Origin of the sequence: Bizionia saleffrena, from assembly GCF_008086175.1 — a bacterium.
Taxonomy (GTDB): domain Bacteria; phylum Bacteroidota; class Bacteroidia; order Flavobacteriales; family Flavobacteriaceae; genus Bizionia; species Bizionia saleffrena.
Window position 1 is genome coordinate 69,243 of sequence record NZ_VSKM01000005.1, and the last position, 18,553, is coordinate 87,795.

Here is an 18,553-nt window from a genome sequence, read left to right on the forward strand (position 1 = left end):
TAACGTTATAAAGAAATATCGAAAATTAAACAAATGAAAATAAAAGCTTTATTTATACTATTACTTTTAATTCCCGTGCTAAACTATGCTCAAGATTTTACAAATTCGTGGCAAGGGTATTTTAGTTATTTAGATATAAAAGATATTTCTCAAGGCACAAATCGAGTGTTTGGTGCGGCAGAGAATGCCGTTTTTATTTACAATGTACAAACGCGAGAAATGGAGAAGCTATCTACCATAAACGGTTTGTCTGGGGAGCCTATTTCTACTATACAATATGATGAAGCAAGTGGCGTGTTATTAATAGGCTTCGATACTGGATTAATGCAAGTATATAGTGAATCGACTAAGAAAATTACAACTGTTGTAGATATCTTAAATAAACCTTCCATTCCTCCGGTAGATAAAAAAATAAATCATTTTATGGTGTCTAACGGTTTTGCGTATATCGCTACAGATTATGGTATTTCGTTATACGATATTCAAAATTTAGAATTTGGAGACACTTATTTTATAGGTTCTGGCGGAGGGCAGTTAAAAGTAAATCAAACTACTATTAACAATGGTTTTATTTACGCAGCGACAACTACAGGAATGCGAAAGGCAGATGCTTCGAGTCCTAACCTTGTGAATTTTCAAGAGTGGCAACTTATTAACGCTTTCAACTGGGTGGGTGTAGAAGCTATAAATAATACGGTGTATGCTTTGCGAAATGTAAATAAATTGTACGAACTGGTAACTACTAATTTTGTAGAGCGTGCGTCTTATAATACCGCATCTGTTCAAATTAAATCAGAAGAAAACCGATTGCAAGTTACAACTTTAAAGCAATTTTTTGTTTACGATGAAAATTTAACATTACTAGCTTCTTCGGGAGTTATAAGCGAATTTAATACAGATTTCACTTCAGGAACCAGTGTAAACGATGCTGTTTATATCGGCACTAAAGGTGATTTTAATAGTGGGCGTATTGGTTTCGGTATTTTAAAAGCACCTTTTGAAGCGCCTTTAGAGTATGAAGAAATCCATCCAGACAGCCCTATCTCTAATACCGCATTTGCTATTGCGGCAGCAGATAAAAACCTGTGGGTAACGTATGGAGATTATTCGGTAACCTTTAACCCTTATCCCTTAAGGCAAAGAGGTTTTAGTCATTTAAAACAAGAGTCTTGGGTGAATGTGCCGTTCGACAGTGTTTTGGGAGCAGTAAATTTGAACACGATAAATGTTAATCCTTTAAATTATAATCAGGTCTTTATCAACTCTTTTTTGCATGGTTTATTAGAGGTTAATAACGACATCCCCGCGGTGCTGTATGGTGTTAATAATAGTAGTTTTCAATCGTCTAGTTCTGCGGGAATCGATATAAGAAATAGTGCTTCTGTAATCGATAATGACGGTGTTTTATGGTGCACAAATGCGAAAACAGCTAGTCCACTAAAATCTTTTAATATTAGTACGGGGGTTTGGGATAGTTATAATTTTAGTGCTATTCTTCCAACTGCAAACTCCGAGTTTGGTTATAGTTCTTTGGCTGTTGATGACAACGGCGTAAAATGGTTGGGAGGCTATAAAAAAGGAATTATTGGTTTTGATAATACAGGACCGGAAACCTTATTAAAAAGTATTTCATCTGACGATTATAATATGCCAATAGCAGCGGTGTACAGTGTGGCTGTAGATAAAAGTAATACAGTATGGATTGGTACAGGTAAAGGGCTGCGCGTAATTTATAGTGGGGCAGAGTTTTTTAGTAATCCCAGCTTTAATGTGTCTTCAATTATTGTTCTAGATAATGGCACGCCAAGTGAATTACTATACCAGCAATTTATTACGAGTATCAATGTCGATGGCTCTAATAATAAATGGATAGCTACTTTAGGAACCGGTGTTTATTATTTTTCATCAGACGGTCAAAAAACGATTTATCATTTTACAATGGATAATTCTCCGCTACCTTCAAATAACGTTGTCGATGTGGCTCTAGATGAGGTTAACGGAATTGTGTATATGGCCACCGATAAAGGCGTGGTTTCATTTAGAAGCGACACGTCGAAAACCCAAGAAAGCTTAGAAGATGCTTACGTGTATCCAAATCCGGTGCGACCATCGTTTAACCTTAATCAAGAAAAAGTAAAAATAAAAGGGCTGACAGAGAATGTAAATATAAAAATCACAGATATCGAAGGTAATTTGGTAACAGAAGCCGAATCGCAAACCAATACAAAATTTAAAGGGTATAATTTAGAGGTCGATGGCGGAACAGCCTTATGGAATGGTAAAAATTTAGCAGGTAGAACGGTGGCGTCTGGGGTGTATTTAATATTATTATCCGATTTAGATAGCTTCGAAACTAAAGTGCTAAAAGTAATGGTGGTACGTTAATGTTTACGGAGACAAAAGCCATAGTGCTTTCTAAAATCAAGTATAGAGACAGCGATTTAATTGTAAAATGCTACACCCAAAATGACGGAATTGTTAGCTATCTTTTGCGTGGTGTATTTAAATCTAGAAAAGCATATTCTAAAGTAGCTTATTTTCAAGAGTTGTCGCAACTTCATTTGGTAACCGATTATAAAGAGAAAAGAGGATTGCAATACATTAAAGAAGTAAAAATTAGTTACCTCTATGCGACCTTACACACCAACGTTTTAAAAAGTGCTGTTGTTATATTTTTAGCTGAAGTACTTTCTAGTGCGCTACAAGAAGAGGAACAAAACGACACGCTTTTTAATTATTTGGAAGCCACATTGCAGTGGTTAGATACCAACGAAACGTACGCGAATTTTCATCTGCTTTTTCTTTTAAATCTTTCGAAACATCTCGGTTTTTATCCCGATAAAACAGAAATTGATGCGCCTTACTTTAACTTAAACGATGGCGAATTTCAATTTGAGAAAGAAAGTAGGTATGCTATTTCATCAGAAAATTTAGTCTTATTAAAACAGCTGTTGGGCACAAATTTTGATACTTTAGAAGCAGTGAAAATAAATGGGACTCAAAGGCAAGCCTTTTTAGGGATTATGTTGTTGTATTTTGAGTTGCATTTAGGAGCCTTTAAAAAACCAAAATCTCTACAAGTCTTTAATGAAGTATTTAACTAATTGTGCGAATAAAGTAATTTTTAGTGTTCTGTTTTTTGCGTTATTTTCTTTTGCATCGAGGGCTCAAACGATTCAAATAGTAGAAGAAGAGTTAAGCGCACCTATTGTTGGCGTTGCTGTGTTTAATAAAGACAAAACGGTAAGCGAGATTAGCGATTTTAATGGAGAAGTAAATTTGAAGCGCTTTCCATTCGATGAAAAAATATATTTTAAACATTTAGCGTTTCAGCTTAAAAAAATAAAGAAATCAGCAATTAAAAACTCGAGAATCGTTCTTAAAGCAAACAATGAAGCATTAGGCGAAATTGTTATTTCTGCTTCACGATTTAAACAAAACAGAAAAGATATTCCTAATAAAATCATCAGTTTTAATGCGAAATCTATAGCCTTTAGCAACCCGCAAACTAGTGCCGATGCTTTAGAGAATACAGGGCAGGTCTTTATTCAGAAAAGTCAGTTAGGTGGAGGAAGTCCTTTAATTAGAGGTTTTTCGACTAATAGATTGTTGATTACTGTAGATGGTGTGCGTATGAATAATGCTATTTTTAGAGGCGGAAACCTTCAAAATGTAATTGCTATCGATCCCTTTTCGATACAAAAAACAGAGGTGACTTTAGGAGCCGGTTCTATTATTTATGGTAGCGATGCTATTGGTGGCGTAATGAGTTTTTACACACAGAAACCTCAGCTTTCTTATTCAGATGTTTTGTACACAAAAGCTCAAGCAGTGGTAAGGTATGCTAGTGCTAATCAAGAAAAAACAGCCCATTTTGATGTGAATTTCGGCTTAGAAAAATGGGCGTTTTTATCGCATGTAACGTATACCTATTTCGACGATTTGCGAATGGGTAAAAATGGCCCGGACGACTATTTACGACCAAATTACGTCGTAACTACTGCGGGCGTCGATGTAATGGTGAAAAATGATAAACCAAAACTCCAAAAGCACACGGGTTACGACCAGATTAATGCGATGCAGAAAGTGCGTTTTGAACCTAAAGAAAATTTAAGTTTCGATCTTGGTTTGTATTACACTACAACTTCTAATACACCACGATACGATCGATTAATTCGCTATGATGACGCTGTTTTAAAATCAGCAGAATGGTATTACGGTCCGCAACGCTGGTTTATGACCAATGTAAATGTAACTAAATTAAGTAGTAGTTCTAATTTATACGATAAGATTCAGGCAACGGTAGCCTTTCAGAATTTTCAAGAAAGTAGAATAGATAGAAATTTTCAGTCCCTCTCACGATCTATAAAAGAAGAGTCTGTCGCGGCAGTGTCTTTTAATTTAGATTTAGAGAAAAAGTTAAGTGATAACACAATCTTTCATTACGGTGCAGAGTACGTTTATAACCATGTGTCGTCTATAGCCAAGAAAGAGAATCGTATTACTGGCGTCACAGAAAATATAGTATCCAGATATCCTAATGGTTCACGATGGCAATCGGCTGCTTTATATTCCAGTATAAAATATAAGCCGAATCAAAAATTTGTTTTTCAAATGGGTTTGCGTTACAATTATATAACCTCTTTTGCCGATTTCGAAGAAAATAATGTTTATTTAGATTTACCATTTACAACGTCTAAAAATACAGCAGATGCCTTAACAGGGTCAGCGGGAATAAGTTGGTTGCCTAATAATATTATTCATTGGCGATTTAATTTGTCAACGGCCTTTAGAGCGCCAAATATTGATGATATAGGTAAGGTTTTTGACTCGGAACCAGGCGCAGTGGTAGTGCCCAATACTAACTTAAAACCGGAATACGCGTACGGGGGAGAGTTGGGTGTGACTTTAAATTTTAATAATACAGTAGTGTTGGACGCGGCCACCTATTACACTTATTTAGATAATGCATTGGTGCGAAAAGATGGCGATTTAAACGGAGAAACGGCGATTATGTATAATGGCGAGTTGAGTACGGTGCAATCGCTTCAAAATGCCTCTGAGGCACGTGTGTATGGTTTCGAGCTGGGAACAGAAATAAAGTTTACCGAAGAATTTAAGCTTACTTCGCAATATTCGGTTATTGGTGGCTCAGAAACTACAAATACTATTGAAGTTCCGGTACGACACGTGGCACCACATTTTGGAAATACGCATTTCATTTGGCAAAATAACAAATTAAGTGCGGACGCTTATTTAAAATACAATAGCGAATTATCTTTTTATAAGTTAGCACCATCCGAAACAAAAAAAGCGTATCTCTACGCTGTAGACGCTAATGGGCAACCTTATTCGCCAGCGTGGAGTACTTTAAATTTTAGAATCCAGTACCAATTTAATAACGCTGTAGTGCTTACATCTAGTTTAGAAAACATAACTGATAGACGTTATAAAACCTACTCTTCTGGTATTGCTGCTCCAGGTAGAAATCTTATTGTGTCTTTAAAATATACGTTGTAGAAAAACATCTTAAAAGCCATTGAATTTAAATTATTATTTCTTTAGTGCTTTTTTTGTAATTATTTGTCCGTTTCGTAGTGTTACTTTGGCAATATACGCAGCACTGTTTACTTGAGATAAATGATATGTTTCAGAATTATTGACACCTTTTAAGTCATATAAAAGGCGGCCGTAGACATCGTAGATTTTAACGCTATCGATGTTGTGGTTATTAGCAACCTTAAATGTGGTCTCGTTATTTCTATCTTCAAAGATGATTAGGAAGTTTTCAGAAACAATAAACGATTCTGTGGCTAGGCTAGGTTGCGTAAAAACAACTTCAAATCTAGTATTGAACTGTCCTTTCTCAGAGTTAAAGGTATAGCTTTCTGTTGTTAAGTCGTGAAAAATATTAAGTTCATTATCTCTTAGATAAATAGCATTGGCTGTTAAAAAGGCGCCTTCAAAATGATCGATTCCAATAGTGTAAGATGTTAACGAATCAATAGCGGTTGTAAAACCTAGTGAAATAACTTCATTCAAATTTAAAGCATTGGTCTGCTTACCTTGAATAGCTAGAGGTTTATTGCTGTTTTCGGCAAAAGAGACCAGCATCGCAGAACTACCGTTAAAATAGCGTGGAGCATCGTAAATAGCACCATCATCGCCATTGGTAGCATTATCGATATACGCTATCGCCGTCTGGCTAAATATAGTAGTATTACTAAGATTTAACCACAGTCTGTTAGCTTGGTTTGTTGAATGTGCTCTATAGAATTGTTCGTTATTTTCGGGTACTCGCATACTGTTTCTAAATATAACATTTCCATTATTTGAGGCCGCATCATCGTCATACAACACAAAAAAGGCTTGCCCAGACGGAATATAATCATTAGGTATGTATTGGACAGAACTGGGGTGGAGTTCTCCTGCAATATGGGCTCCAGAGCCATTGTAAATGGCGTAGTCCATAGTGTCAAAATTTAAAACTTGATTTCCGTTGTTTGTACTCGATGGCGGTGCGTTTTGCGACCAATAATAGATAGCACCTTCTAACACGCCGTTAGGGCCTAATCCATATTGGTTTTCAGCAAAAAATAAATTAATATCGATAGCCGAGGGATAAGGGTTTCCAATAAGGTTCCAGTTATTATCTTCTGTTATCGTATCATTTCTGTTTACGGGAATACCGATGGTTCCTGTGTTTAAGGTGTTTCCTTTAAACGTTTTTAAAATTCCATTGGTGCCACCACTTGGGCCAGTTAAATCTATAGGACTTAAAGTTGCCGCATAACCTTTTCCAGGAATCATAAAGCCTGATGCGTATTCCCAATCGTTTCCATCGTCGTCTACATCGTCTTGTCCTAGAGTGCTTGTGTCGTTATTGTTTAGAGTTTCTGCATAAACGTCTGCAAATGCGCTACCATTAAATTTGAATTTACGAGATGGTGAAGTGTCTGGTAAAAAAGTTTCTAAAGTTTCTTCTGGAACAGGTGAGCTCCAATAGGTGTACTCATACCAATAGTTTACCGGCGCCGTTCGTTTATGTACCATAACCGGAGAGGCGCTGCTGGTATTATTTATAAAAGGTGCCGAGTTGTTTTCTTGTACAAAACTTCCTTTGTTATGAATTACTAAACTCCCTTTATTAATGACCACATTATTAATTTTTACAGAGGTATTATCCTGAATGGTTAAACTTACACCACTACTAATGGTTAATCGGCACGCTGAAAAGCTTGGTTGGCCTGCAATTCCAGTAGTGTAATTTGCATTTAAAATGGCGCTAGTATTACTGTCTGGAGTAATAGACCAATTTAAACCGTCCCAAATAGTGATTCCCGAACACTGACAATCGTTAAAATAATATCCCAAATTGGTAGTATTATTTGAAGGGGAAGAGGTCCAATCTGAAGGAGAATAAGTTGTTGTTGGTGTCTGTATATTTGTATTTCGGGCTAAATCTACGTTTTGCCCAAACATATTATTTACACCTAAATCTCCAACGGTATCTATATTAATTCCAGCACTATTTTGAAGTGTAATTACATCATTACCGTCAAAGTTCATTACTGAGCTTCCTGTACAGTAATCTGGTGTTCCGCTGCCGCAAAGTATAGAGTTGTTTCTAGCGATTAAATAGGTGGTGTAGGGGGCTATGTTTCCGTTTAGTGTTCTTATAAGCGGCGGCGTGTTGGTTAGTCCATTTTTAAAACGAGCGAGTTGATAATTAGTCAGGTCTATACTTGTATTTGTAGGGTTGTAAAGTTCTAAATATTGTTCGTTAGGTGTTCCAGTTGCTGCTTCGTGATATTCTGAAATAAATAATTCCGTACAATCTCCTGACGGTATATACGGGAATACTTCTCCCGAAACACCAACGGTTTTAGTTGGAGCACCAGTACTTGAAATATTTATAATCTCATTGTGTGTTCCAACAACAGCAGAAAAATTTAACTGGGTATAGATTGTGCTTGTAAAAACTTCTCCAGCAGTCGGTATTAAAGTTATGCTAGGTTGATAGGGGCCATTAAATGTGTCTGAAATTAGGAAATTTGCAGGAGCATTAAGAGTGATATCGTTAGTAAGTGCAGAGCCTTGAACGGTAAAGGTTTCATAAGTTAAAGGCACATTACCTTCCACATTTGTTAATCCCGTAACGCTATTAGAATTTGGATTTATGATGATTGTTGGAGACGTTGGGGCTATACCTTCTATAATAATAGTGTCTAGTCGTATGCGCTCATCATTAGCATTAGTTGAAATACTGACGCGTAATTCTAGAGTAGAACCATTTAAAAATGTGTTATGTGATACTGCGGTGTCTACAAAATCATTTTGGATAGAACCATTATTTCCTGCTAGCGTCCATAAGCCGCCATCTAAACTAAATTCGGTAATAAAAGTGTCGTTATTTTCAAGATTATCTTCTGTAGGAGAGCTCTCACTTGCATCTATTGAAAATTGAATATTTGTAAAGTTGCTAATATCAATTATGGGCGAAAACCAAATGGCCGTGCCGTCTAAATCTCTTCCTTCTATAAATTCTGTGTCGTCATTAACTTTAAACCAGTCGCTTGTCTCGTTTAAGCTTATTGCGCTAACATCTATAGACCATGTTACGCCAGAGAGGTCTATTTCGGTTAACCCCGTGGCGGCGTTGTAAGTAGCTCCTTTATTTAGCTGGTTTGTAAAATTTTCAGTGTAGATAGTGGTTTGACTAATACCTAAACAGCTAAAAAGAAGAGTGATAAAAAGTAATTTGATTTTCATAATCGTGCTGTTTATTGTTGTACATTATTTGTTTATTTTTGATCTATGTTTCAAAACGTTAAAGCATTTACAGTAGATGAAGCTAAAAAAAAGCTTGAGTATTACTGTGCCTATCAAGAACGGTGTCACCAAGAGGTGCGACAAAAGTTAAAAAGTATGAATATGATACCTGAAGCATCAGATGTCATTATCGTTCATCTTTTGGAGCATAACTTTCTCAACGAAGAACGTTTTGCCAAAACATTTGTACGTGGTAAGTTCAATATTAAAAAATGGGGCAAGCATCGCTTAACTCGTGAACTTAAGAGAAAGGATATTTCTAAATATAATGTAAATCAAGCACTTATGGAAATTGAAAATGATGAGTACATCGAAGTTTTCAACTATTTAGCCGAAAAAAAAGCGCTTTTATTAAAAGAGGAGGACATTTATAAAAAAAAGAAGAAGTTAATTGATTATTTATTATATCGCGGTTGGGAATCTTATTTGGTGTATGATAAAGTTAACGAGTTGATAAAATAAAACATAAAAAAAAGTCTTTCAGGATTATCTTGAAAGACTTTTTTGTAAAATGTATGTTGCGTGTTTATTTCTATAAGTTGAAAATAGCGCCTACATTTACTGTAAATTGGTTATGGATTTTCTCTGAGGGTGTTAGCCAATCTGAGTTGTATTTTGCTAAAGCGGTTCCAAATTCTGAATAAATTCCGAAGCCATTAGTAAAAAAGTAACGCATACCCAAATGTCCGCCAAAATTCTTTAAACTCACACTTACTCCAGGGTAAATATCGAAGTTTTCGCTTATGTTTACTACATTTCCTAAATTCGCATTAAACCGGGCTTTTAAATCGAAACGATCGGCAAATGCCTTTTCTACGCCGTTATTTACGTTTATAGCATAGGTAGAATTTACACCAATAGAGAAGTTTTCTCCCAATCCGTAATCGTAACCAACATTAAGACCCGAAGCATTGTCTTGAATATTTGCACCTATAAAAAATTTCTGATCACCTTTACCAGAAAACGATTGGCTATTTGCTAAAAAGGCAGATAATAGCACGGCTACTAATAGTAATTTTTTCATATCTAAATTATGTATTTTTTGTTTTAGTTACTGCTTTTTCGTTTTTCCAGTCTATCCATTCCTGACCTTTTAAACGTCTCATAATATTATCAAAATTACGCATTACAATTATATTATATATCGCTTTTCCTAAATTTTTAGGGCGTCTAGCAATAGCTCGTAAACTCATTGAAAAACCAGGGGTAATATAACGCATATAGTGCCAATAGCCTTCTGGCATATATAGCACTTCTCCGTGATTTAATTCGCAATACCACCCTCTTGCTTTTTTTAAATCGGGCCATTTTTCGAAATCTGGATCCGAAAAGTTAATATCCTCTCTAGTAATTAAAGAATGCGGAACTTTATATAAATACTTGTTCTGCGCTTGGTCGAATAGAATAATTTCTTTTTTACCTTCAAAATGAAAATGAAATATGTTAGCCAAATCAATATCGTAATGCATAAATGTATACGCGTCTTTCCCTCCAAAAAAAAGCATTGGTAAGCCCTTCATTAATCGCAAACCAAAGTCTGGATACGAAAAATCTTTTTGGAGTATTGGCACCTCTTTTAAGACATTCCATAAAAAGATTCTAAATTTTGTAGGCTCTCGATTCAATAAATCGATATAATCGTTCATTTTCATTGTAGCGTGTGGCTCGTTAAAACCATCTTTATAGTCTACAGGTCTATCATCGTAAAGTGGCACCGTTTTTTCGCCGGCCACTTTTTTAATATATGCTAAATTCCATTTAGAATAGGCTGGCCAATCCTCTATAAAACGCTCAATAACTACAGGTTTCTGAGGCTTAAAATATTGACGTATAAAGTCTTCTTTCGAAATGGTTTTTACACGGGGTATATTGCTAAGGTTCAGTTTCAAATGGTTTAAGATTTTAGCTTACAAAGTTAAGAAAACGTTAGTAAACTAGAAATCTTATAATAATATTTTAACTATTGTGATAATTTTCTGTTTTGTTTGGCTAATTCATTTCGTTCAATTTTGTGCTCAGGGCGTGTCCATTTTGGTTTTTCTCCTAAAGCTTCAATTTTAGAATCTGCTGCTTCAACTGTTTGTGGTTGCCCCTTTTTTGTAAAGGGCTTTTGGGGATTTAATCCTAAGGTTTCAAACATTTTCAGGTCTTCACTGACCTCTGGGTTGGGTGTGGTTAGTAATTTATCTCCTGCAAAAATAGAGTTTGCACCGGCAAAAAAGCATAGCGCTTGCCCTTCGCGCGTCATTTGTGTTCGTCCGGCACTTAAACGCACTTGTGTTTCTGGCATTACAATTCTAGTCGTTGCGACCATTCTAATCATATCCCAAATCTCAATAGGCTGTTGGTCTTCTAGTGGTGTGCCTTCAACAGCAACCAAAGCATTAATTGGTGTCGATTCTGGTTGCGGATTTAAAGTGGATAAAGCAACGAGCATTCCTGCCCGGTCTTCTACTTTTTCGCCCATACCAATAATACCACCAGAACATACGGTAACATTAGTTTTACGTACGTTATCTATGGTTTTTAAGCGGTCTTCGAAACCGCGAGTAGAAATAACTTTTTTATAATAGTCTTCAGACGAATCTAAGTTGTGGTTGTAGGCATATAAACCTGCTTCGGCTAAACGCTTTGCTTGGTTTTCTGTCACCATTCCTAAGGTGCAACATACTTCCATATCTAGTTTGTTAATGGTACGAACCATTTCTAAAACTTGATCAAATTCTTCACCATCTTTAACATTTCTCCAGGCAGCCCCCATACAAACACGAGAGCTTCCTCCAGATTTTGCCCGTAAAGCTTGTGCTTTCACGTGTTGTACCGTCATTAAGTCATTACCTTCCACATTGGTGTGGTAACGTGCCGCTTGCGGGCAATACCCGCAATCTTCAGAGCAGCCTCCGGTTTTAATAGATAATAATGTGCTTACTTGTACGGTATTCGGGTCGTGATGTAAACGGTGAATGGTGGCCGCTTCGTAAAGCAACTCCATCATAGGTTTCTTATAAATGTTTAGAATCTCTTGTGTTGTCCAATTGTGTTTTATCTCGCTCATAGGAGTTGAAGTATGCTGAGTTTTTGTTATAAGAGAAGTTTTTGTATTTTAAAAGCCCTCTTTTGCGATAGTTTTTACAGGAAGAATGTTTTCAATATTCAGGTTCAATAGCGTTGGTTTTTAAAGTCTACAGTTTCTAAAACGTTGGGGCTTTAAAATTGGTGCTTCAATTAAGAATTTATTTCTTATTTAAATTTATATTTTAGACCAAAGAGTAGGTTTCCTTTTGGCATAGGCACCAAGTTAGTTTCGGTATAGTCCGTATTAAAAATGTTATTGGCAAGTATAGAAAATTCCATAGTTTTTAGTTTGTAATTTACACTAGCATCTACCACAGTATAGCTTTCCCCAGAAGTTCTTTCGGCATATTTATAAATAATATTTTGAGAAAGGTTTTTTAGAAACTGCGTTTGTAAACCTGCTGTTGCGTGGTGTTTTAAGGAATTGATAGAATATTTAGAAAAGTTGCTTACTTCTTTTAAATTATCTTTTAAAAAGGTGTAACCCCCTTTAATATTTTGGTTGAAACCTCCAAGTGTAAAACCATAAGTAGTATTAAATTCAACGCCTTTTGTGTTTAAATCCCTAATATTGGTGGCTACCCATAAATCGGTTTCGTTTTCCTTAACATAGTCTATTAATTTTTTAGAATCTCTATTAAAAAGAGCAAGTGAAGCGTTGAATCTTCCGGTGTTGAATTTTAACCCTAATTCTTCAGCAATAGCTTCTTCTGGATCTAAATCTTCGTTCCCTAATGTGGTAGGATCACTATAATATAAATCGGTGTAAGTTGGAATTCTATAGGTATAACCAATGTTTCCGTAGATTTTTAAATCGTCATTTAATTTATAACCTAAATCTAAACCTGGGAAGGCGTGGAATTTAAAATCAGAAAAATAGTTGACGGCAACCCCAGGAGTAATATCTAATTTATTATTTAATAGCTTGAATCGGTGTTCTAAAAACAGCGTTGTTGTAAACCGGTTTCTATCTCCTAAATTATTACTTGATAAATACACTTTTGCGACATCCACACCAAAACCGGTAACCCCCATTTTAGAGGTATACGAAGCATTTACGGCAGCACCTACGTTATTAGTTTGATGTAGGTTTCTATATATGGAAGGATTTTCTCTTACAAAAACGTAGGTGTCTTGATTTCTTCTCCAATATAGTTTTGGTTTTAGAGTTAGTTTTTCGGTTCTTATTTCAGTCGAAACCCCTACTAAACTCGCTTGGGTTTCTTGGTATTGATTAATAGCAGAGGGGCTTGAATAGAATCCGTTGGCACCAAATTTCCTTTCTTGAAATGAAGCGATCACGTCAATAGGTGTATTTTTTGTGTTAAAGGAACTTTTAATAAAATAATTCTGATTGTCATATTCTGTGTTATATCTGTAACCTTCGGAAGTGTTTCTAGAAACCTGCACAATATGTGAGGAGTTTTCATACTGACTAGCCACTAAAACAGAGCCGTGAAGCTGACCATAAGAACCCGCTTGAGCGTTTATCGACACTTGATCTCCTGTATTCTTTATGGTGACAATATTTACGGCTCCTGTAAAAGCGTTTTGTCCAAAAACTCTAGCGGCAGGGCCTTTAATGATTTCTATGCGCTCAATAAGTTCTATGGGTAAAGCCATATTTAAAGTGTGATGTCCTGTTTGTGCATCATCTACTTTTATACCGTCTATTAATAACAACGTTTGGTCGAAACCACCACCACGAATGTATAAATCTGCTTGCATACCGCTAGCGCCTCTTCGTCTTACATCTACTCCTGCAAATTGTTGTAATAAATCGGCAACATTGTTTGTTGCACTTTTTTTTATATCGTCTTTAGTAATTACTGTAATGGTTCTAGAGTTTTCTGAAAACGGTAAATCAATTCGTGTAGAGGTAATAATTACCGAGTCTAAAACGTGTTCAAGTTCTAAATTCTGTGCTTGTGTTGCCATAGACAAGAGGACAAGCAAAATAAATAAAGGGGTAAATTTCATAATTAAAAGTATTCTTGTTTTTTTGAGCTACAAAATTAGTAACTTTCCGGATCACTAAAGTAGTCCAGTTCTAAAACAATGAATAGTCCGGTTAATGATATGCTGAAAGCACTAATATATTTTGAAAAGTCGCCAAGCACTTCAATTTATATTCAAATAGCCCAACAAATTATCAATGCCATACAGCGTGGTTATTTACCCGAAGGTACAGTGTTACCAGGGACGAGAAAATTTAGTGCTCTACTTTCTATAAATAGAAACACAGCAGTTGCGGTCTATGAAGAACTTGCATCGCAAGGCTGGGTAGATGTTATAGCCAACAAAGGGACTTTTGTTTTAAAACCAGAAAAGAAAACAGCAGCTATAAAAGGGGCGTCGCAAGGTTTAGATAAACTAAATGCGTACCCAAAAACAGCAGGATTTCCGTTTGAGCCCTCTATTAATTTGGCGTCTACTGAAGAATTTTCAGTATGTAAATATGTGATTAACGATGGCCAGCCCGATTTAAGACTCCATCCTACACATCAATTTTCACGATGGTACAGTGCGTCGATGAAACGCGCCTCATTAATTTCTAAATGGAATCAGAGACAAGAGCAATCGTATACCACTTTTAGTACAGCGTTATGTAATTATTTAAATGCTACGCGCGGTTTTCATATAAAGCCGTATAATATTGTAAGTACTCGAAGTACAGAGATGAGTTTATACATCGTGTCGCAGCTTCTCATACAAAAGAATGATGTTGTACTTGTTGGTCATTTAAGTCATTACAAATCTAATATGATTTTTCAACAAGCGGGAGCCAATATCATAACCATTCCAGTGGATACGCAGGGTATTGATGTTGATTTTATTGAACAGAACTTTACAAAACAGAGTATACGTTGTGTGTATGTATGTGCTCACAGGCAATATCCTACAACTGTCACACTTTCAGCCGAAAGGCGATTAAAATTATTGAAACTAGCGAAATCCTACGGTTTTGCCATAATAGAAGATGATTTCGATTACGACTTTCAGTTTGATGGTTCTGCTATGGTACCAATGGCGAGTGCCGACGGTCAGGGTGTTGTTATTTATCTAGGCAGGTTGGGACAGTCTTTTTTTCCTAGTTTTCAAATAGGGTTTGTAGTGGCGCCAGAAAACATTATTAAGGAAGCCAAAAACTATTTACAAATACTGGATAAACAAGGCGATTTAATTCAGAAGCAAATACTTAAAGAGCTTATTTCTGAAGGTGAAATACATCGATTAATTAAAAAAAACAGTACGGTGTATAAGCAAAGACGCGATCTTTTGTGTGCCTGTTTACAGAGGCATTTTAACGCACACGCAACTTGGCAAGTGCCTGTAGGAGGTTTAGCTGTTTGGTTGTGTTTTGAACCTACAATATCACTTATTAAATTGGCAGAAACAACAAAAAAAAACAACTTGTTTTTACCTAAAACGATACTGTACCAAAATAGAGATATTTGTGCAATACGACTGGGGTTTGGTCATTTAAACATAGATGAGATGGAAACCGTTATTAAAATTTTAAAGACCTCCTTTGATGAGGTCTTACAACAGATTTAAAATAGGTGTTCATTTTAAATCGAATTCTGTGTTACAATCTTCACACCTATATTTATGTTTGGTGTAAAATGGAAGGGCTCCAAATAAAAATCCAAAAATGAAATAGAAAAAGGATTTGGCGTCTTTAATAGTCGAAAATAATTCAATATGCCCCCCTTTACAATTGGGACATACAATAGTGTCGCCCTCGTCGTCTATAGAATATTTACATATCGTTTCTAAAATATGTTGCGCCTCGAGTGCTTGCGTGGCGTACACTTTAAGTTTAACACCACCAATAGCGTTACTTACTAGAGGGTCGGTGTCGATAGTTAAACTGTCACTTAAAAATACTTGAATGCCTTCATATTCCAGTCTACCCTTAATAATTTGGGCTTCCGAGGAGTATTGAAAACGTGCTATAGTTTTAAAAAGATCACTCATAATAGATTGTATTTTAGTCTTGTAACACGCTGATTTAGAAAGGTTACTTTGCAAAGGTAGCTAAGAAGGCTATAACTTATTGGTTTTCTGCTTCCTAATTGTAAGTGTGCCAACAAAAATCCAGACGTTCATCGGCTTTTGGAATGGTTGGTAACAAAAGTAAGTTAAATACTAACTCCGTTTTCTTTTCGGTATTTTGTAGCGGCTTTAACGTGTTTGTTTCCTGAAATAACACAGCGATGAAGTGGCGAATCGTTTTTTATAAATAATTGCTGACAACGGTGTGCTTTTATAATACTTAGATTTTGTTTAAAAAATTATTGTTTTTCAATAATTTTTGTATATTTGTTATCGTTAAACAATACTATTAATTCTTTATGAAAAAAATAAAAACACTTCATTGGTTTATTATTTTTTTAATAATCGTTTATATATTTCATTTTATTACAAATATATATCTGATATTTTTTACTCCTGATTTTATGGATTTTTTAGAAGAAGTTTATGAATATTTTATTTTAGGGTATTACACACAGTTTGTTTTCTTGCCTATTTCGTTAATAGTATTTTTAGCTTTGATCTTCTTAAAAAAAGGGTTGCGCTTAACTATAAAAAATGGTTTTTTAATGAAAATAATTTAACGACATTCAAAGTAGCAGGTCTGTTATTTTTATTGACGGGTGGGTTAAGTTTTCTACGGGACATTATTCTACTCATTCATTCTAAGGGTACAATTCATTTGGTGAGTGCTATATGCTCCGACATTTTAATGTTATTGATTGGTTTTGGGCTTCTTATTATGGTCGATTTTATCGCAAATGGAAATACAATTAAACATGAAAACCAACTAACTATATAATTATGAGAAAGCTTGTTATTTTAAAATCTTTAGTAGATTTCATCTGGTATGTGACGTGTTTGCCGTTAATTCCATTAACACTATTTTTTAGTGTGTATATGTTTTTCGATCCGGATATTCTTAAAATTTTTAATGTATTAGAAGAGGGCGTTATAATTACACCGTGGTATTTAAAGGTGGTAACACTTTTAATTGTGGTATTGCTTTCTGTTTTTGTGTATAGTTTTTACTTATTTAGAAAGACCTTACGTTACTTTCAACAAGTAAAGCCCTTCGATGAATTTGTGATTACTAGTTATAAAAAGATTGGTAATATGTTAGTTGTTTCGGGGGTTCTGAGTGCTATACTGTCGTTTTTATTTCATTTGTTGGTTAAGAGTCAGCTCCAATTACAATTTGGATTCACTTCGAATTTATTTATTATTTGCTTGGGCTTATTCTTTTTAGTTTTGAGTGAGCTATTTAAAATCGCAAAAGTAGCAAAGGAGGAAAACCAACTAACAATTTAATTATGTCCATACTCGTAAACTTAAACCTAATGTTGGAAAAACGTAATATGAAGAGCTATGAGTTAGCCGAACGTATTGGGATTACAACGGCAAACCTTTCTATTTTAAAAACAGGTAAAGCGAAAGCCATTCGGTTTTCAACGCTTGAAGCAATCTGTCAATCTTTAGATTGTCAGCCCGGTGATATTTTAGAATTTGAGGCCGATTAATGTCCGTTTAGAACCTTTTATATCTGCTTACAAACCTGTGCACTTTTGGCGTATATTTGTATGCCATTTACTCTATTATATGTAAATGGAGTAAATTTAAAGAGGCGAGAGATCCGCATTTATTATTAAACCTTAACACTTGTTTTTATGATTGTACACAAATCACAATACCTTACTTTTTATGCTCCAGAACATATTGATGGTCACGGTGCTCATTTTGTAGAGACTGGTATTTCCGCGGGTTTCCCGTCGGTGGCAGATGAGTTTGTTGAGAATAGATTATCTCTAGACGATACGCTTGTTAAAAACAAAGAAACCACTTTCTATGCAAAGGTTAGTGGCCAATCTATGGTTGGTGCTGGATTAGACGATAACGATTTGTTGGTTATAGACCGTAGTTTACAGCCCGAAAACAATAAAATTGCGGTATGTTTTCTCGATGGAGAGTTTACGGTAAAGCGTTTGCGTGTAGATAGAGGAGAGGTGTGGTTACAACCAGAAAATCCTAACTATCCCATTATTAAAATTACAGACGATAACGATTTTGTGATTTGGGGAATAGTGACTAATGTAATAAAAAAGGTGTAATCACAAAGTGCACTAGTAATGATAAGAAAAATATAAAGTATAAAAAAACGCGAAGCTTTTAACTTCGCGTTTTTTTATACTTTATAGTGACTATTATTATTCTACTAAAACAATAATCTTGTTGTCTTTCATTTCTAGTGTTCCCGACTGTATAGCTACGGTAAGCACTTTTTTATCGTCGTTATGAGGAATAACAGTAGCGTGCAACTCATCAAATACCAAATGACTTTGAGAGTGCGTACTAATCTTAATTGTTCCTTGAGCTAACAGCGATACGATAGGAACGTGATTATTCAACATCTGAAATTCGCCATCGATACCTGGTACAGTTACAGAATCTACTTCGCTGCTAAATAATGTTGCTTCTGGTGATACAATTTCTAAATACATAGTAAAACTTGTTTTACTACTCCCTAAAAATAGGGAGTCTTATTATTTTAATTGAGTATTGAGCAATTAGTAGTTATTAAATAATAAGAAAATAATTATTCTCATTACGT

General features: G+C 35.3%; 16 protein-coding genes. 9 read left to right on the top strand and 7 right to left on the bottom strand.

What is annotated here, in order from left to right; genetic code table 11:
- Positions 1–33 precede the first annotated feature (33 nt).
- From porZ to ES676_RS05875, 3 genes are read left to right on the top strand one after another with little or no spacing between them, the layout of a single operon-like run.
- Complete coding sequence (gene porZ / locus ES676_RS05865) at positions 34–2,385, top strand: type IX secretion system anionic LPS delivery protein PorZ (protein ID WP_246130314.1); 2,352 nt, start codon at positions 34–36, stop codon at positions 2,383–2,385.
- Positions 2,385–3,104: a DNA repair protein RecO gene (recO, locus tag ES676_RS05870; protein ID WP_148369303.1), complete on the top strand. Its 720-nt coding sequence runs from the start codon at positions 2,385–2,387 to the stop codon at positions 3,102–3,104. Before porZ ends, recO begins: the two co-directional genes overlap by 1 nt.
- Positions 3,088–5,520: a TonB-dependent receptor plug domain-containing protein gene (locus ES676_RS05875; protein WP_148369305.1), complete on the top strand. Its 2,433-nt coding sequence runs from the start codon at positions 3,088–3,090 to the stop codon at positions 5,518–5,520. Before recO ends, ES676_RS05875 begins: the two co-directional genes overlap by 17 nt.
- 33 nt (positions 5,521–5,553) lie before the next feature.
- On the opposite strand, the gene ES676_RS05880 is transcribed toward ES676_RS05875, so the two are convergent.
- Positions 5,554–8,772, bottom strand: a complete 3,219-nt coding sequence (locus tag ES676_RS05880; RefSeq protein ID WP_148369307.1) for a lamin tail domain-containing protein — start codon at positions 8,770–8,772, stop codon at positions 5,554–5,556.
- A gap of 45 nt (positions 8,773–8,817) precedes the next feature.
- On the opposite strand from ES676_RS05880, the gene ES676_RS05885 reads away from it, so the two are divergent.
- Positions 8,818–9,294 carry a regulatory protein RecX gene (locus ES676_RS05885; protein WP_148369309.1) on the top strand — a complete coding sequence of 159 codons (477 nt, stop codon included), beginning with the start codon at positions 8,818–8,820 and terminating at the stop codon, positions 9,292–9,294.
- A 70-nt stretch (positions 9,295–9,364) separates the two neighbouring features.
- On the opposite strand, the gene ES676_RS05890 is transcribed toward ES676_RS05885, so the two are convergent.
- From ES676_RS05890 to ES676_RS05905, 4 genes are all read right to left on the bottom strand, one after another.
- Positions 9,365–9,856 (bottom strand): DUF6646 family protein, encoded by a 492-nt coding sequence (locus ES676_RS05890; RefSeq protein WP_148369311.1) that lies wholly within the window; start codon positions 9,854–9,856, stop codon positions 9,365–9,367.
- A gap of 7 nt (positions 9,857–9,863) precedes the next feature.
- Positions 9,864–10,721, bottom strand: a complete 858-nt coding sequence (locus ES676_RS05895) for a cupin-like domain-containing protein (RefSeq protein WP_148369313.1) — start codon at positions 10,719–10,721, stop codon at positions 9,864–9,866.
- Between the two features lie 71 nt (positions 10,722–10,792).
- Positions 10,793–11,887 carry a biotin synthase BioB gene (gene bioB, locus ES676_RS05900; RefSeq protein ID WP_148369315.1) on the bottom strand — a complete coding sequence of 365 codons (1,095 nt, stop codon included), beginning with the start codon at positions 11,885–11,887 and terminating at the stop codon, positions 10,793–10,795.
- Positions 11,888–12,072: 185 nt separating this feature from the next.
- A complete protein-coding gene (locus ES676_RS05905) occupies positions 12,073–13,887 on the bottom strand; it encodes a TonB-dependent receptor (protein WP_148369317.1) in 1,815 nt (604 codons plus the stop codon).
- A gap of 78 nt (positions 13,888–13,965) precedes the next feature.
- Between ES676_RS05905 and ES676_RS05910 the strand changes: the two genes are divergently transcribed.
- Positions 13,966–15,465, top strand: coding sequence for an aminotransferase-like domain-containing protein (locus ES676_RS05910; protein WP_148369319.1), 1,500 nt, complete (start codon positions 13,966–13,968; stop codon positions 15,463–15,465).
- A gap of 9 nt (positions 15,466–15,474) precedes the next feature.
- Here ES676_RS05910 and ES676_RS05915 read toward each other — a convergent pair whose 3' ends face one another.
- Positions 15,475–15,888 (bottom strand): putative signal transducing protein, encoded by a 414-nt coding sequence (locus ES676_RS05915; protein ID WP_148369321.1) that lies wholly within the window; start codon positions 15,886–15,888, stop codon positions 15,475–15,477.
- A 377-nt stretch (positions 15,889–16,265) separates the two neighbouring features.
- Here ES676_RS05915 and ES676_RS05920 point away from each other — a divergent pair, with 377 nt between their 5' ends.
- The 4 genes from ES676_RS05920 to ES676_RS05935 all read left to right on the top strand — a co-directional run bounded on the left by ES676_RS05920 (position 16,266) and on the right by ES676_RS05935 (position 18,053).
- Positions 16,266–16,529 carry a hypothetical protein gene (locus tag ES676_RS05920; RefSeq protein WP_148369323.1) on the top strand — a complete coding sequence of 88 codons (264 nt, stop codon included), beginning with the start codon at positions 16,266–16,268 and terminating at the stop codon, positions 16,527–16,529.
- A 220-nt stretch (positions 16,530–16,749) separates the two neighbouring features.
- Positions 16,750–17,256, top strand: a complete 507-nt coding sequence (locus ES676_RS05925; protein ID WP_148369325.1) for a DUF2975 domain-containing protein — start codon at positions 16,750–16,752, stop codon at positions 17,254–17,256.
- 2 nt (positions 17,257–17,258) lie between these two features.
- Complete coding sequence (locus ES676_RS05930; protein WP_148369327.1) at positions 17,259–17,465, top strand: helix-turn-helix domain-containing protein; 207 nt, start codon at positions 17,259–17,261, stop codon at positions 17,463–17,465.
- 147 nt (positions 17,466–17,612) lie between these two features.
- Complete coding sequence (locus ES676_RS05935; RefSeq protein ID WP_148369329.1) at positions 17,613–18,053, top strand: LexA family protein; 441 nt, start codon at positions 17,613–17,615, stop codon at positions 18,051–18,053.
- Between the two features lie 96 nt (positions 18,054–18,149).
- Here ES676_RS05935 and ES676_RS05940 read toward each other — a convergent pair whose 3' ends face one another.
- Positions 18,150–18,443, bottom strand: coding sequence for a F0F1 ATP synthase subunit epsilon (locus ES676_RS05940; RefSeq protein WP_148369331.1), 294 nt, complete (start codon positions 18,441–18,443; stop codon positions 18,150–18,152).
- Positions 18,444–18,553: the final 110 nt, after the last annotated feature.

Coding starts and splice junctions, on each gene's coding strand:
- recO (WP_148369303.1), top strand. CDS start 2,385: ATGTTTACGGAGACAAAAGCCATAGTGCTTTCTAAAATCAAGTATAGA.
- ES676_RS05890 (WP_148369311.1), bottom strand. CDS start 9,856: ATGAAAAAATTACTATTAGTAGCCGTGCTATTATCTGCCTTTTTAGCA.
- ES676_RS05915 (WP_148369321.1), bottom strand. CDS start 15,888: ATGAGTGATCTTTTTAAAACTATAGCACGTTTTCAATACTCCTCGGAA.
- ES676_RS05920 (WP_148369323.1), top strand. CDS start 16,266: ATGAAAAAAATAAAAACACTTCATTGGTTTATTATTTTTTTAATAATC.
- ES676_RS05940 (WP_148369331.1), bottom strand. CDS start 18,443: ATGTATTTAGAAATTGTATCACCAGAAGCAACATTATTTAGCAGCGAA.
- ES676_RS05910 (WP_148369319.1), top strand. CDS start 13,966: ATGAATAGTCCGGTTAATGATATGCTGAAAGCACTAATATATTTTGAA.
- ES676_RS05930 (WP_148369327.1), top strand. CDS start 17,259: ATGTCCATACTCGTAAACTTAAACCTAATGTTGGAAAAACGTAATATG.
- ES676_RS05905 (WP_148369317.1), bottom strand. CDS start 13,887: ATGAAATTTACCCCTTTATTTATTTTGCTTGTCCTCTTGTCTATGGCA.
- ES676_RS05880 (WP_148369307.1), bottom strand. CDS start 8,772: ATGAAAATCAAATTACTTTTTATCACTCTTCTTTTTAGCTGTTTAGGT.
- ES676_RS05935 (WP_148369329.1), top strand. CDS start 17,613: ATGATTGTACACAAATCACAATACCTTACTTTTTATGCTCCAGAACAT.
- ES676_RS05925 (WP_148369325.1), top strand. CDS start 16,750: ATGAGAAAGCTTGTTATTTTAAAATCTTTAGTAGATTTCATCTGGTAT.
- bioB (WP_148369315.1), bottom strand. CDS start 11,887: ATGAGCGAGATAAAACACAATTGGACAACACAAGAGATTCTAAACATT.
- ES676_RS05885 (WP_148369309.1), top strand. CDS start 8,818: ATGTTTCAAAACGTTAAAGCATTTACAGTAGATGAAGCTAAAAAAAAG.
- ES676_RS05875 (WP_148369305.1), top strand. CDS start 3,088: ATGAAGTATTTAACTAATTGTGCGAATAAAGTAATTTTTAGTGTTCTG.
- porZ (WP_246130314.1), top strand. CDS start 34: ATGAAAATAAAAGCTTTATTTATACTATTACTTTTAATTCCCGTGCTA.